Consider the following 14,865-nt stretch of genomic DNA (forward strand, 5'->3'; position numbering starts at 1 on the left):
GCTCTGTCATTGGAAGTTGTGGTGATTGTTCTAGCCCCTTCGCGAGCAAGCCCGCTCCCACAGGGGAATGCATTCCAAACTGTGGGAGCGGGCTTGCTCGCGAAGGCGTCAGCACTGGCTGCCTACCTCTTGAGCGAATCGTTACTCCAACCGTAACGATCCGTCGCTCTGCTTGATTGATACCCCACACCCAACCCTCCTATGGTGACCCCACGACAGCGAACCCGTGGAGTGGTCATGACAACAACAATATCCCCCGACGCGCGATGGACGCGGCGGCGCAGCGAGAAGCAGCGGCGTCTTGAGTTGGTCAAAGGCTTTGCCGACGGCGTGGTGTTGCCCACCGACAAGATCGTCGCGGCGCTGGAGGCGTTGATCCTGCCCGGCGACCGGGTGGTGCTGGAGGGCAATAACCAGAAGCAGGCGGATTTCCTTTCGCGCTCCCTGGCCAAGGCTGATCCGGCGAAGCTGCACGATTTGCACATGATCATGCCCAGTGTCGGACGCTCCGAGCACCTGGACCTGTTCGAACGCGGCATTGCCCGCAAGCTCGATTTCTCCTTCGCCGGCACCCAGAGCCTGCGCATCAGCCAGTTGCTGGAAGACGGCTTGCTGGAAATCGGCGCGATCCACACCTACATCGAACTCTATGCGCGGCTGGTGGTGGATCTGATCCCCAACGTCGTGCTGTCGGCCGGTTTCATGGCCGACCGCGCCGGCAACATCTACACCGGCCCGAGCACCGAAGACACCCCGGCATTGATCGAACCGGCAGCCTTCAGCGACGGCATTGTCATCGTCCAGGTCAACCAATTGGTGGACGACGTGACTGACCTGCCGCGCGTTGATATTCCCGCGTCCTGGGTCGATTTCGTGGTGGTGGCGGACAAGCCGTTCTACATCGAACCGCTGTTCACCCGCGACCCACGGCACATCAAGCCTGTGCATGTGTTGATGGCGATGATGGCGATTCGCGGGATCTACGAAAAACACAACGTGCAGTCCCTGAACCACGGCATCGGTTTCAACACCGCCGCCATCGAATTGATCCTGCCGACCTACGGCGAATCCCTCGGCCTCAAAGGCAAGATCTGCCGCAACTGGACGCTCAACCCGCACCCAACCCTGATCCCGGCCATCGAAAGTGGTTGGGTCGAAAGCGTGCATTGCTTCGGCACCGAACTGGGGATGGAAAACTACATCGCCGCCCGGCCCGACGTGTTCTTCACCGGGCGCGACGGCTCGCTGCGCTCCAACCGGATGTTCTGCCAATTGGCCGGGCAATACGCGGTGGACCTGTTTATCGGCGCGACCCTGCAAGTCGATGGCGACGGTCATTCCTCTACGGTGACTCGCGGACGACTCGCCGGGTTCGGTGGCGCGCCAAACATGGGTCACGACCCACGCGGTCGCCGTCACGGCACCCCGGCCTGGCTCGACATGCGCCACGACGATGCGCCGGAAGCGTTGCTCGAACGCGGTAAAAAACTCGTGGTGCAAATGGTCGAGACGTTCCAGGAGGGCGGCAAACCGACCTTCGTCGAAACCCTCGACGCCGTGGAAGTCGCGCGCAAAAGCGGCATGCCACTGGCGCCGATCATGATCTACGGCGATGACGTCACGCACCTGCTGACCGAAGAAGGCATCGCCTATCTGTACAAGGCCCGTTCGCTGGAAGAACGCCAGGCGATGATCGCGGCGGTCGCTGGCGTCACCGTGATCGGCATGCGCCACAACCCGAAAGACACCGCGCGCATGCGCCGCGAAGGCTTGATCGCCTTGCCCGAAGACCTCGGCATCCGCCGCACCGACGCCACTCGCGAATTGCTCGCGGCGAAAAGCGTGGCCGATCTGGTGGAGTGGTCCGGGGGCCTCTACAACCCGCCCGCCAAGTTCAGGAGCTGGTAAATGCACGCACTTAACCTGCAACCCAAAACACTGACCCTGGCTGATCGGCTGGCGGATTTGGCGGTGGATGCGCTGATCGACGAAGCGGACCTGTCGCCGAAACCGGCGCTGGTGGACCGTCGCGGCAATGGCGCGCACACCGATTTGCACCTCGGGCTGATGCACGCTTCGGCGCTGTCTTTGTGGCCAGCGTTCAAGGAAATGGCCGACGCAGCCATCGAGTTTGGCGACGTCGGTCTGCCGCTGCGCGAAGCCCTCGGGCGGATTGGTCGGGAAGGGGAGCAGGCAATGCTTGCGACCACCAATGGCGTGAATACCCATCGAGGGGCGATTTGGGCCTTGGGTTTGTTGGTGGCTGCCGCCGCCCTCGAAAACACAAGCGCCAGCACCGTTACGCTGTGCGCCGCACGCCTGGCATTGCTCGACGACCGCTACGCGCCACGTCCACTGAGCCATGGCGCGCAAGTCGCCCAACGTTACGGCGCACGCGGCGCCCGTGAAGAAGCGCAACTCGGCTTCCCTTCAGTCCTGCAACGCGCACTGCCCCAACTCAAGCGCAGCCGCGCCTTGGGCCACGGCGAACAAAATGCGCGCCTCGATGCCTTGCTGGCGATCATGACCCGACTGGCCGACACCTGCGTGCTCTACCGCGCCGGCGAAACCGGTCTGCAAACCATGCAACTCGGCGCCCAGGCTGTGCTCGATGCCGGCGGCAGTGCCAGCCTCGGCGGCCGTCGGCGCTTGCATGAACTGGATGAACAATTAATCGCGTTGAACGCCTCGCCCGGCGGCGCTGCTGATTTGCTCGCCGCGTGCCTGTTCATCGACCGCATCGAATCCGGAGCTTTCTGATGGAAACCTTATCCTTTGAATTCCCCGCCGGGCAGCCGCCCCGGGGCCGGACGCTGGTGGGCTGTGTCGGCTCGGGCGATCTGGAAGTGCTGATCGAACCGGGGCAGCCCGGCAAGTTGACCATTCAGGTACAGACCTCCGTCAACGGCGCCGAACAACGCTGGCAGCATCTGTTTGCGCGGATGTTCGACGGTCAGACACCGCCAGCGATGGCCATCGATATTCACGACTTCGGCGCGACGCCGGGGGTGGTGCGCTTGCGTCTGGAGCAAGGCTTTGAGGAGATTGGCCATGACTGATCTCCTCAACAAACACAGCTTCGTCGAACTCGGCGCGCGGCAACGGGCGAAAGCCTTGCTCGATGCCGGCACCTTCCGCGAATTGCTTGACCCGTTTCAACGCGTCATGTCGCCATGGCTGTCGCGCCAGGGCGTGGTGCCGCAGGCCGATGACGGCGTGGTGATCGCCAAGGGCAGCATCGATGGTTTGCCGGTGGTCATCGCGGCGATTGAAGGTTCATTCCAGGGCGGCAGCCTCGGCGAAGTCGGCGGGGCGAAAATGGCCGGTGCGCTGGAGCTGGCGGCGGAAGACAACCGCAACGGCATTCCGACCCGCGCCGTGTTGCTGCTGGAAACCGGTGGCGTGCGCTTGCAGGAAGCCAACCTCGGGCTGGCGGCGATTGCCGATATTCACGCGGCGATTGTCGATTTGCGCCAGTACCAACCGGTGGTTGGCGTGGTGGCGGGCAGCGTCGGTTGCTTTGGCGGGATGTCGATTGCCGCCGGGTTGTGCAGTTATTTGCTGGTGACCCAGGAAGCGCGGCTTGGCCTGAACGGTCCGCAGGTGATCGAGCAGGAAGCCGGGATTGAGGAATACGACTCTCGCGACCGTCCTTTCATCTGGAGCCTGACCGGTGGCGAGCAGCGGTTTGCCAGTGGTTTGGTGGATCGTTATGCCGCCGATGATGTGGCGCAGATTCAGCGGCAGGTCGGTGAATTGCTTCAGCTAGGTTTGCCGGCGCAGCAACGTAGCCAACAGTCCGAACTGTTTCTGCAACGGCTGGCGCGCCTGGATGCCGAGCCGCAAATCGAACCGTCGGTGGTTCGCGATCTGTATCAAGGAGAGCGCTCATGAGAGGTTTGAACTGGTTCAATGCGTTGAGTGCCGGCGCCAAACCGGTCGAAGGTTTGCCGGCGTCGTTGAAAGTCGCTGACGGCTTTTTGGGTGATCAACCCGTGCGATTTATCGCGGTGGTGACTGACCCCGACAACCGCTTCCCCCGCGCCCGCCATGGTGAAGTGGGTTTGCTGGAAGGCTGGGGTTTGGCCAAGGCTGTTGATGAAACTATTGCGGCGGATGCCGACAAAGCGCAGAAGCGCGCCTTGGTCGCCATCGTCGACGTACCGAGCCAAGCCTACGGTCGCCGCGAAGAAGCCCTCGGCATTCACCAGGCATTGGCCGGTGCGGCGGACAGTTACGCTCGCGCACGTTTGGCCGGGCATGCCGTGATCGGTTTGCTGGTGGGCAAGGCGATGTCCGGGGCGTTTCTCGCTCACGGGTATCAGGCCAACCGCTTAATTGCCCTGCGTGATCCGGGCGTGATGGTGCATGCCATGGGCAAGGCCTCGGCGGCCCGGGTGACGTTGCGCAGTGTTGAAGAACTCGAAGCCCTGGCCGCCAGCGTGCCGCCGATGGCGTATGACATCGACAGCTACGCCAGCCTCGGTTTGCTCTGGGAAACCCTGTCGGTGGAACAGATTGAACAGCCGACGGCGCAGGATCTGACGCGCGTGACGGAGTGCCTGAATCAGGCGATCAGCGATGTCGCCGCCAGCGGTCGCGATTTGAGCAGCCGCTTGGGCGCCAGCAATCGCGCCGCGTCGAGCAAGGTTCGCGAACTGCTGAGGGCGCAGTGGTGAACACGTTTCTGGCGCACGACTTGCTCTGGGGCATGAGCCCGGCGCAGTTGCCCGCCGACGCGCCCGCGTGGGCGATTGAGTCCCTCGGTGCCGGTCAGCCTGTGGTGGTTCGGCGGGCGTTGAGCGCGCCGGGTCAGGTGGCCGTCGGGGTGCGTGGGCCGTTACGTGAACAGCGTTATGCGACGGTGATGTCGGTGGATTCGATTCAGCGCCGGGTCAAACCGGAAGAACTTTGTCATGTTTCGCTGGATCGGGATCTGCCAGCCTTGCGTGCCCTGACTCAGGTGCGGGCGATGCTGGATGCCAGTGGTCGGGTTTGGGGCATCAGCGGCAGCGCCGGGTTTGAGTTGGCCAGCGGTATCGAAGCGCTGCATGAGCGCAGCGATCTCGACCTGATCCTGCGCACACCGCAGCCGTTGGGGCGTGAACAGGCTCGGGAATGGGTGAAGATTTTTGATACCGCCGCATGCCAGGTGGACATGCAGTTGCAAACACCTTTGGGTGCCGTTGCGCTGCGCGAATGGGCCGGTCCTGCGCGTCGGGTCCTGCTGAAAAATGCGCGCGAAGCCTGCCTGGTGATTGATCCGTGGAACCCTCAGGAGCAAGCAGCGTGAGCAGCCTGCTGGTGTTCCCCGGCCAAGGCGCGCAGCAGCCGGGCATGCTGCAGCGTTTGCCTCGGGAAACGGTGAATGAGGCGAGTGAAATCCTCGGCGAAGACGCGTTGCTGCTGGATTGCGCCGAGGCGTTTAAGACGACGCGGGCGGTTCAGCTTTGCCTGCTGATCGCTGGAGTTGCGGCTTCACGGCAACTGTTGGAACCAGCGGATTACGTAGCCGGATTGTCCATCGGCGCCTATCCGGCAGCGGTAGTCGCCGGGGCCCTGAGTTTCAGCGATGCGCTGCACTTGGTCAGCCTGCGCGGTGAGTTGATGCAACAGGCTTATCCACAGGGCTACGGCATGACCGCGATCATCGGTCTGGATTTATCCACAGTCGAAGATTTGCTGGCGCAGGTGCATAGCATCGAATCGCCAGTTTATCTGGCCAATATCAACGCCGATAACCAGGTGGTGATTGCGGGCAGCGACGAAGCGATGAAAGCTGTGGCGAAGTTGGCGAAAAGTCGGGGTGCAGGTCTGGCCAAACGTCTGGCTGTCAGCGTCCCGTCGCACTGTCCTTTACTGGACGCACCCGCGAAAACCCTGGCAGAAGCTTTCGCCAAAGTGACACTGAAAACACCGACGATGGGTTACCTCAGCGGCAGTCGCGCGCGGCCCATCGTCAACATTGAAGCCCTGCGCGACGACCTCGCTTTCAACATGTGCCGCGTCGTCGATTGGCGCGGCACCGTGCAAAGCGCTTACGAGCGTGGCGTGCGTCTACACATCGAACTGCCGCCCGGTGCGGTGTTAACCGGGCTGGCGCGCCGGGTGTTCGAGCCGGGCACCGTGATTGCTTTCGACGGTGCCCGGCTGGACACCTTGCAAGCGCTGTTGCGTGAGGAGGGAAGCCGCCAATCCTAGAACACCGACTCAGGCTTGCGAAGCACAAAAACAACAACTTCGACGATGCACTTTGAGGACTACAACAATGATTATTTACGGTGTGGCGCTGTTGGCGATCTGTACGCTGGCAGGGGTGATTCTGGGGGATGCGCTGGGCGTGTTATTGGGCGTCAAGTCCAACGTCGGCGGAGTCGGGATCGCGATGATCCTGCTGATCTGCGCGCGGCTGTACATGCAAAAACGCGGTGGCATGACCAAGGATTGCGAGATGGGCGTCGGCTTCTGGGGCGCGATGTACATTCCGGTGGTGGTGGCGATGGCGGCGCAACAAAACGTCGTGACCGCGTTGCACGGTGGCCCGGTGGCGGTGTTGGCGGCCATCGGTTCGGTGGTGATCTGCGGCTGCACGATTGCCCTGATCAGCCGGACTCATAAAGGCGAGCCCTTGCCCGATGAACCGGCGGAAGTGACCCCGCTCGGCACCCCAGTAGGAGGTCGCTGATATGTGGGAACTCATTGATAAAGGCCTGACCGCCAATGGTCTGGTCACCGCGTTCGCGTTCGTCGGCGTCATCATGTGGGTCTCGGTGGTGTTGTCCAAACGCCTGACCTACGGACGCATTCACGGCTCGGCGATTGCCATCGTCATCGGTCTGGTGCTGGCTTGGGTCGGCGGCACCATGACCGGCGGGCAAAAAGGCCTGGCGGATCTGTCGTTATTCTCTGGCATCGGTTTGATGGGCGGCGCCATGCTGCGGGATTTCGCCATTGTGGCGACCGCGTTCGAAGTGCAAGCCACCGAAGCGAAAAAGGCCGGGTTGGTCGGCGCGATTGCGCTGCTGCTGGGCACGGTGTTGCCGTTCATTGTCGGCGCGAGCATTGCCTGGGCCTTCGGCTATCGCGATGCGATCAGCATGACCACCATCGGCGCGGGCGCGGTGACGTACATCGTCGGGCCGGTGACCGGGGCGGCGATTGGTGCCAGTTCGGATGTGGTGGCGTTGTCGATTGCTACCGGGTTGATCAAAGCGATTCTGGTGATGGTCGGCACGCCGATGGCCGCGAAATGGATGGGCCTGGATAACCCGCGTTCGGCGATGGTGTTTGGCGGGTTGGCCGGAACCGTGAGTGGCGTGACGGCGGGGCTGGCGGCGACGGATCGGCGGTTGGTGCCTTATGGCGCGTTGACTGCGACGTTCCATACCGGGCTTGGCTGTTTGCTTGGGCCTTCGTTGTTGTACTTCATTGTTCGCGGGATTGTGGGGTAGGCCGCAAAAGCCACCCCTCACCCCAGCCCTCTCCCCATAGGGGAGAGGGGGAAAGGGAGCCGATCTTCAGGCTTCTCAACTCTTGAGTTCGGCTCGATATTTCAGGTCGATGTAGCTCGAAAGAACCACTCGGTCAGCTCCCTCTCCCCTCTGGGGAGAGGGCTGGGGTGAGGGGTGGCTCTCAATCACCCCACCACATTCCGATTCGCATACATCCGACACTCCGCCAACAACGCCAGCAGATTCGGATCGCGCTCCTTGGCCTTGAGGAACACCACGCCAATGTGCTGCTGCAACCGATACTTTTCCTGCAACGGGATGAGCTTCACCCGGTTTTCATACACCGCCGCAATCCGCCCCGGCAGCAACGCATAACCCACCCCCGAACTGACCATGCTCAGCAGGGTGAAGATGTCGTTGACCTGCATCGCCACTTTCGGCTCGAACCCCGCCTGCTTGAACACCCGAATCCCGTCCTGGTGCGTGGCGAAGCCCTGGGTCAGGGTGATGAAGGTTTCGTCGCGCACTTCCGCGAGGTCGACTTCGGCCCGTTGGGCAAACTTCGAATCCGCCGGGGTGGCGAGGAAGATGTCGTCGGAGAACAGCTGGATATGCTCGCAGTCCGGGTCGTTGACGCTATCGTCCAGGGACACCAGGATCGCGTCGACTTCCATGTTCTTGAGCTTGTAGAGCAGGTCGATGTTGGAGCCGAGGATCAGGTCGATATTGAGTTCGCTGCGACGAATCTTCAGGCCCATGATCAACTGCGGCACGGTCTTCACCGTCAATGAATACAGCGAGCCAAGCTTGAAGCGTTCCGCCGAAAACCCGGCGGCTTCGCGGGTCAGGCGCACGCTTTCGACCACGTCCTGAATCAACTTCTGCGCCCGTTCTTCCAGCACATACGCGCTTTCCAGTGGCGTCAGGTTGCGGCCCTCGTGTTTGAACAACGGGCAGCGCAGGGCACTTTCCAGGGAGTGAATGGCGCGGTGCACGCTGACGTTACTGGTCTGCAACTCGGCGGCGGCCCGGGCCAGGTTGCCGGTGCGCATAAAGGCCAGGAACACCTCGAGTTTTTTCAGGGTCAACTCTTCGTCGATCAGCATCGCGCGGACTCTTTTTGGAATGACCTGATTGTGCACGTAAGTGGGTTCTTGTAGGAGCATGTAGGAGCTGTCGAGTGAAACGAGGCTGCGATCTTTTGATCTTCGGCGTCTTCAAGGGCGCCGCAGATCAATGTCAAAAGATCGCAGCCTCGTTTCTCTCGACAGCTCCTACGCCTTGCGCCATGTTGTAGCGAATTTTGAGGAAAGCGATTCATGTATCACGGGGAAAGATTGAACGCCTGGACGCATTTGGTCGGGGCGGTGGCGGCGACGGTCGGGGTGGTGTGGATGCTGGTGATCGCCAGCCTGGACGGCAGCCCGTGGAAGATTGTCAGCGTGGCGATCTACGGATTTACCTTGATGGTGCTCTACAGCGCCTCGACCGTGTACCACAGCGTGCGCGGGCGCAAGAAAGAGATCATGCAGAAAGTTGATCACTTTTCGATCTACCTGCTGATCGCCGGCAGCTACACGCCGTTCTGCCTGGTGACCCTGCGTGGGCCGTGGGGCTGGACGTTGTTCGGGATTGTCTGGGGGCTGGCGCTGATCGGCATCCTGCAAGAGATCAAACCGCGTTCGGAAGCGCGGATTTTGTCGATCGTGATTTACGCGGTGATGGGCTGGATCGTGCTGGTGGCGGTCAAGCCGCTGCTGGCGGCGCTGGGCTCCACAGGTTTTGCCTGGTTGGCGTCGGGCGGAGTGTTGTACACCGTGGGGATCATCTTTTTTGCCCTGGATCATCGCCTGCGGCATGCCCATGGGATCTGGCATTTGTTCGTGATTGCGGGGAGTTTGCTGCACTTCGTCGCGATTTTGCTTTACGTCTTGTGACGCGGTAGATCAAAAGATCGCAGCCTCGTTTCACTCGACAGCTCCTACAGGGTTGGTATTACAACTGTAGGAGCTGTCGAGTGAAACGAGGCTGCGATCTTTCAAGATTTAGAAGTCACCCCAAAGCTGCTGAGCCACCGCTAAAGCCACCACCGGCGCCGTCTCGGTGCGCAACACCCGAGGCCCAAGCCGAGCCGCGTGGAAACCCGCGCCCTTGGCCTGATCCACCTCAACATCCGACAACCCGCCCTCCGGCCCGATCAGGAACGCCAGCGTGCCAGGCTTGGCATGACTCACCAACGGCTCCGCCACCGGATGCAGCACCAACTTCAACTCCGCCTCGGTCTGCTTCAACCAATCCGCCAACAGCAGCGGTGGATGAATCACCGGCACCCGTGAACGCCCGCATTGCTCGCAGGCGCTGATTGCCACCTGGCGCCAGTGCATCAGGCGTTTGTCGGCGCGTTCATCCTTCAAGCGGACTTCGCAGCGGTCGGTGAAGATCGGGGTGATTTCCGTGACGCCCAGTTCGGTGGCTTTCTGAATCGCCCAATCCATCCGCTCGCCACGGGACAAGCCCTGGCCGAGGTGGATCTGCAACGGCGATTCGACCTGCCCGATAAAGCTTTCATCGAGCTGCACCACCACGCGTTTTTTCCCGACTTCCACCAGCGAGCCGCGAAACTCGTGGCCCGAGCCGTCGAACAGTTGCACCGCATCACCCTCGGCCATGCGCAGCACGCGGCTGATGTAATGGGCCTGGGCCTCGGGCAACTCGTGTTCGCCGGTGCTCAGGGGGGCGTCGATAAAGAAGCGGGACAGTCTCATCTTGGGTCTCTGGAAAGGGTGTGAATCATCTGGATTTGTGTCGACTTCATTCGCGAGCAAGCCCGCTCCCACAGGGGAATGCATTCCAAATGTGGGAGCGGGCTTGCTCGCGAAGGCGGCGGCCCAGTCACCACAGCAATCAAGCAGGTTCAATCAGCCCGGATCACGAAACCCCGGGTGAAAGTCCTCAGGCACCGACACGCTGACGCTATTGCGGGTCGCAATGTCGATCCCTTCACTGGCCACTTCAGCCAGGAAATCAATCTGCTCCGGGGTAATCACATACGGCGGCAGGAAGTACACCACGCTGCCCAACGGACGAAGTAAAGCACCGCGCTCAAGTGCGTGCTTGAACACTTTCAAGCCACGCCGCTCCTGCCATGGATAAGCTTCCTTGGTCGCTTTGTCCTTGACCATCTCGATGGCCAGGACCATGCCGGTCTGGCGCACTTCCGCGACGTTCGGGTGATCGACCAGGTGCGCGGTGGACGTGGCCATGCGCTGGGCCAGGGCTTTGTTGTTCTCGATGACGTTGTCTTCTTCGAAGATATCCAGTGTCGCCAGTGCCGCCGCGCACGCCAGCGGGTTGCCGGTGTAGCTGTGGGAATGCAGGAAGGCGCGCAGGGTCGGGTAGTCGTCGTAGAAGGCGCTGTAGACGTCATCGGTGGTCAGCACCGCCGCCAGCGGCAGGTAACCGCCGGTCAGGGCCTTGGACAGGCACAGGAAGTCCGGGCGGATGCCGGCTTGTTCACAGGCGAACATGGTGCCGGTGCGGCCGAAGCCGACGGCGATTTCGTCGTGGATCAAGTGCACGCCATAACGGTCGCAGGCGTCGCGCAGCAACTTGAGGTACACCGGGTGGTACATGCGCATGCCGCCGGCGCCCTGGATCAACGGCTCCAGAATCACCGCAGCGACAGTGTCGTGGTTCTCGGCCAGGGTCTGTTCCATGGCGGCGAACATGTTGCGCGAGTGTTCTTCCCAACTCATGCCGTCGGGGCGCAGGTAGCAATCCGGGCTCGGCACCTTGATGGTGTCCATCAGCAGGGCTTTGTAGGTTTCGGTGAACAACGGCACGTCGCCGACTGCCATCGCCGCCATGGTTTCGCCGTGATAGCCGTTGGTCAGGGTGACAAAGCGCTTCTTGTTCGGCTGGCCGCGGTTGAGCCAGTAGTGAAAGCTCATTTTCAGCGCGACTTCGATGCAGGACGAGCCGTTATCGGCGTAGAAGCACCGGGTCAGGCCTTCCGGGGTCATCTTCACCAGGCGTTCGGACAGCTCGATCACCGGCTGATGGCTGAAACCGGCGAGGATCACGTGTTCCAGTTGATCGACCTGATCCTTGATGCGCTGGTTAATGCGCGGGTTGGCGTGGCCAAACACGTTGACCCACCAGGAGCTGACGGCGTCGAGGTAGCGCTTGCCTTCGAAGTCTTCCAGCCAGATGCCTTCACCGCGCTTGATCGGGATCAGCGGCAGCTGTTCGTGGTCTTTCATCTGGGTGCAGGGGTGCCACAACACGGCCAGGTCCCGTTGCATCCACTGATTATTCAGGCCCATTTACAGTCTCCTCGAGGCGGTCCGCGGCGGGCGCGGGCAAACAATCGCGCAAGCCTATGCAATGCATCGCGCGGGGACAACCCATTGTGTCGATTGAGCTACTTTGTAAGGGGCGATAGACGTCGCTGGCGGCGTTTTGATGGCTGACGTATTCTTCGCGGTTCTTTGAGCCGTCTGGCTCGCACAACTGCTTTTTCTCGTGTATTTCCGGAGTTCGCTGAATGTCTGCTGGTTGGCTGCGCGCCTGTGCGCTGGTGATGTTGGGGCTGTTCAGCGTTTCGGCGCTGGCCAAGGATAAAACGGCGATCGTGATCGGCGGCGGGCTTTCGGGCCTGACCGCGGCCTACGAGCTGCAAAACAAAGGCTGGCAGGTGACGCTGCTGGAAGCCAAGCCAAGCCTGGGCGGTCGCTCCGGCATGGCCACCAGCGAGTGGATCGGCAACGACAAGACCCAGCCGGTACTGAACAAATACGTGTCCACCTTCAAGCTCGGCACCACGCCAGCGCCTGAGTTCGTGCGTACGCCGGGCTACTTGATCGATGGCGAATACTTTACCGCCGCCGACCTGGCGACCAAGCAACCGGCCACCGCCGAAGCGCTCAAGCGCTACGAAAAGACCCTGGATGACTTGGCGCGCTCGATCACCGACCCGCAGAACCCGGCCGCCAACAGCACGCTGTTCGCGCTGGACCAGATCAACGTGGCCAACTGGCTCGATCGCTTGACCCTGCCGGCCACGGCCCGTCAGTTGGTGAATCAGCAGATTCGTACTCGTTACGACGAACCTTCGCGTCTGTCGCTGCTGTATTTCGCACAACAGAGCCGGGTGTACCAAGGCGTTTCCGACCGTGACCTGCGCGCTTCGCGCCTGATCGGTGGCAGCCCGGTGCTGGCCCAGGCCTTTGTCAAACAGCTGAAAACCATCAAGACCAGTTCACCGGTGTCGGCCATCACCCAGGACAAGGACGGCGTGACCGTCAAAGTCGGCAGCGTGGGCTACCAGGCTGATTACGTGGTGGTCGCCGTGCCATTGCGTGCGCTGAGCAAGATCATCATGACCCCGTCGCTGGATGCCCAGCACATGGGAGCGATCAAGGGCACCAACTACGGCTGGCGCGACCAGATCATGTTGAAGTTCAAGACGCCAGTGTGGGAAAGCAAGGCGCGGATGTCCGGCGAGATCTACAGCAACGCCGGACTCGGCATGTTGTGGGTAGAGCCGGCGCTGAAGGGCGGCGCCAACGTGGTGATCAACCTGTCCGGCGACAACGCCCGGGTGATGCAGGCCTTCGGCGACAAGCAGATGGTCGATCAGGTGCTGATCCGTCTGCACGCGTTTTATCCACAGGCCCGCGGTTCGTTCACCGGTTATGAAATCCGCCGCTACAGCACCGACCCGTCGATGGGCGGCGCTTACCTGGCCTTCGGTCCGGGCCAGATCAGCAAGTACTGGCGCCTGTGGGAACGTCCGCTGCAACGTGTAGCCTTTGCTGGCGAACACACCGACACCTTGTACCCGGGCACCCTGGAAGGCGCATTGCGCACCGGTCAGCGTGCGGCCAGTCAGGTTGAAGACCTGGCGGCGGGCAAGTCGTTTGAACCTGTGAAAGTTGTTCCGGCAGCCACCGCAGCAGCGGCCGGCGCGGTGGCGGCGAAGAAAGGTAACTTCTTCTCCAACCTGTTTGGTGGTTCGGATGACGACAAGAAACCGGAACCGGTCAAGGCGCCAGAACCTGTAGCTCCGCCAGCACCGGCGCCTGCTCCAGTGCCAACCCCGGCCCCAGCGCCGGTGGAAGCACCGAAGCCTGCGGCACCGGTTAAAGCTGAGCCAGCGAAAAAAGCGGCCAAGCCTGCGGCGAAGAAGCCTGCGGCTAAAACCGATGCCAAAAAGGCACCGGCCAAACCTGCAGCGAAGAAAGCTGAACCGGCGAAGAAACCAGCGGCCAAGCCAGCTGCAACGACCCCGGCAGCGACGGATACCAAAGCGCAGTAAGGCTTTGAGTTAAAAAAAGCGCGGCCCTGGGGTCGCGCTTTTTTTTGCTCATTTATCAGGTAGGAATATGCCGGTCCTACACGCTTCAGCGACACATCAGAGACTTCCCACAGATGAATCGGAAAGAAATGATAGATAGCGCTTGAGTTCAATCTTTATGCTCTTCAAGAAATTGGAGGGCTTATGAAAGTACTAGCGCTGGTAATAATGTTGATCACACTTTTTGGTTGTGTAGATGGTCGTCTATTTCCTCGAGGCGTCAACTCTGAATTGGCGCACAAATGCCAGATAAATCCCTATGCCCCTGATTGCCTTGATCCACCGCCGCTCTTCAAAAGTTCTTGAGTATGTAAATAATCAATCATGATTAGAGATTGCCTAATGAAAACTTCCACTCGTGAATCTGTCTACCTTCCGGTAACTCTCTGATCCAGTTTTGATTTGGCTTTGGAATACGACCCGGGACGAATCCAAAGCGAGCCCAGCACAGGCCGCCTGTGCGCTGATCGTAGATGATCAGGTTTCCATCATTTTGAATCACCAGGCATGTGTTGTACCAAAGAGACTTGTCAATACTATGGGTGCTGTCGGCAATCCATAAACGCCTTCTGGACGGATCATAAAGAAAACCATTGTTGCTGATCACAAACTGCAGAGGCTCACGCATTCTTTTCTGAGGCAAGGTTCTGCTATAAGGCTGATTGCCGTCTGCCACCCAGACAGCAGTTTCACCCTCCTTGATGACCAAGTTGCCATCAGCCTGCAATACCAATCGAAATCTTCCGTTCTCGGACATAAGGTACTGCCCCGGCGACATCGTTTGATTGGGCGGCAGTACCGGCGAGCCACTTGCTTGAAATGGGGTATAACGAATAGCCATGTATTTCACCTTGATAATGAATGGTTGAGGTTTCATTTGATCAAGTTCAGATACATAAATGGTCATACATATTTATAGCTTTTGTAAAAAACATCCATTGCCATTCAGGTGAAACAAGAGCGGGCGTGACGACCACCCGGTGCGCTGAATCGGTGTGGCCGACCTGGGCAGCAAGGGGCCGTCCAAGGGCCCCAGCCGGAAAATTGCGGTCAGCT

General features: G+C 60.7%; 15 protein-coding genes. 11 read left to right on the forward strand and 4 right to left on the reverse strand.

The window, feature by feature from the left end; all coding sequences use genetic code 11:
* The first annotated feature begins 237 nt into the window (after positions 1-237).
* The 9 genes from mdcA (at position 238) to madM (ending at position 7,451) form a co-directional block, all read left to right on the forward strand.
* Positions 238-1,908, forward strand: a complete 1,671-nt coding sequence (mdcA, locus tag HB680_RS28890) for a malonate decarboxylase subunit alpha (RefSeq protein WP_123404220.1) — start codon at positions 238-240, stop codon at positions 1,906-1,908.
* The gene (locus HB680_RS28895) at positions 1,909-2,760 is read left to right on the forward strand and encodes a triphosphoribosyl-dephospho-CoA synthase (protein WP_213941723.1); all 852 of its coding nucleotides are present in this window, start codon (positions 1,909-1,911) and stop codon (positions 2,758-2,760) included.
* Positions 2,760-3,059, forward strand: a complete 300-nt coding sequence (locus HB680_RS28900; protein ID WP_213941724.1) for a malonate decarboxylase subunit delta — start codon at positions 2,760-2,762, stop codon at positions 3,057-3,059. The genes HB680_RS28895 and HB680_RS28900 overlap by 1 nt, the downstream gene beginning before the upstream one ends.
* Entirely contained in the window at positions 3,052-3,894 is an 843-nt protein-coding gene (locus HB680_RS28905) for a biotin-independent malonate decarboxylase subunit beta (RefSeq protein ID WP_213941725.1), read from the forward strand. Before HB680_RS28900 ends, HB680_RS28905 begins: the two co-directional genes overlap by 8 nt.
* Positions 3,891-4,679, forward strand: a complete 789-nt coding sequence (mdcE, locus tag HB680_RS28910; RefSeq protein ID WP_213941726.1) for a biotin-independent malonate decarboxylase subunit gamma — start codon at positions 3,891-3,893, stop codon at positions 4,677-4,679. The genes HB680_RS28905 and mdcE overlap by 4 nt, the downstream gene beginning before the upstream one ends.
* Positions 4,673-5,293, forward strand: coding sequence for a malonate decarboxylase holo-ACP synthase (locus HB680_RS28915; protein ID WP_213941727.1), 621 nt, complete (start codon positions 4,673-4,675; stop codon positions 5,291-5,293). The genes mdcE and HB680_RS28915 overlap by 7 nt, the downstream gene beginning before the upstream one ends.
* Positions 5,290-6,201 (forward strand): malonate decarboxylase subunit epsilon, encoded by a 912-nt coding sequence (gene mdcH, locus HB680_RS28920; protein ID WP_213941728.1) that lies wholly within the window; start codon positions 5,290-5,292, stop codon positions 6,199-6,201. Before HB680_RS28915 ends, mdcH begins: the two co-directional genes overlap by 4 nt.
* Positions 6,202-6,268: 67 nt before the next feature.
* Entirely contained in the window at positions 6,269-6,685 is a 417-nt protein-coding gene (gene madL, locus HB680_RS28925) for a malonate transporter subunit MadL (RefSeq protein ID WP_213941729.1), read from the forward strand.
* A gap of 1 nt (position 6,686) precedes the next feature.
* Entirely contained in the window at positions 6,687-7,451 is a 765-nt protein-coding gene (gene madM / locus HB680_RS28930; protein WP_213941730.1) for a malonate transporter subunit MadM, read from the forward strand.
* Positions 7,452-7,636: 185 nt separating this feature from the next.
* Here madM and HB680_RS28935 read toward each other — a convergent pair whose 3' ends face one another.
* Entirely contained in the window at positions 7,637-8,557 is a 921-nt protein-coding gene (locus tag HB680_RS28935) for a LysR substrate-binding domain-containing protein (RefSeq protein WP_213941731.1), read from the reverse strand.
* Positions 8,558-8,770: 213 nt separating this feature from the next.
* On the opposite strand from HB680_RS28935, the gene HB680_RS28940 reads away from it, so the two are divergent.
* Positions 8,771-9,388 carry a hemolysin III family protein gene (locus HB680_RS28940; protein ID WP_213941732.1) on the forward strand — a complete coding sequence of 206 codons (618 nt, stop codon included), beginning with the start codon at positions 8,771-8,773 and terminating at the stop codon, positions 9,386-9,388.
* A gap of 108 nt (positions 9,389-9,496) precedes the next feature.
* Here HB680_RS28940 and HB680_RS28945 read toward each other — a convergent pair whose 3' ends face one another.
* Together HB680_RS28945 and HB680_RS28950 are read right to left on the reverse strand one after the other, a co-directional pair.
* On the reverse strand, positions 9,497-10,216 hold the full coding sequence (locus tag HB680_RS28945; RefSeq protein ID WP_213941733.1) for a 16S rRNA (uracil(1498)-N(3))-methyltransferase: 720 nt from the start codon (positions 10,214-10,216) through the stop codon (positions 9,497-9,499).
* Positions 10,217-10,369: 153 nt separating this feature from the next.
* Positions 10,370-11,776, reverse strand: coding sequence for an adenosylmethionine--8-amino-7-oxononanoate transaminase (locus tag HB680_RS28950; RefSeq protein WP_213941734.1), 1,407 nt, complete (start codon positions 11,774-11,776; stop codon positions 10,370-10,372).
* A gap of 221 nt (positions 11,777-11,997) precedes the next feature.
* Here HB680_RS28950 and HB680_RS28955 point away from each other — a divergent pair, with 221 nt between their 5' ends.
* Positions 11,998-13,770, forward strand: a complete 1,773-nt coding sequence (locus tag HB680_RS28955; RefSeq protein WP_213941735.1) for a flavin monoamine oxidase family protein — start codon at positions 11,998-12,000, stop codon at positions 13,768-13,770.
* A gap of 367 nt (positions 13,771-14,137) precedes the next feature.
* Here HB680_RS28955 and HB680_RS28960 read toward each other — a convergent pair whose 3' ends face one another.
* Positions 14,138-14,650 (reverse strand): hypothetical protein, encoded by a 513-nt coding sequence (locus HB680_RS28960; protein ID WP_213941736.1) that lies wholly within the window; start codon positions 14,648-14,650, stop codon positions 14,138-14,140.
* Positions 14,651-14,865 lie beyond the last annotated feature (215 nt).

Source organism: Pseudomonas sp. dw_612, from assembly GCF_018449725.1.
Taxonomy (GTDB): domain Bacteria; phylum Pseudomonadota; class Gammaproteobacteria; order Pseudomonadales; family Pseudomonadaceae; genus Aquipseudomonas.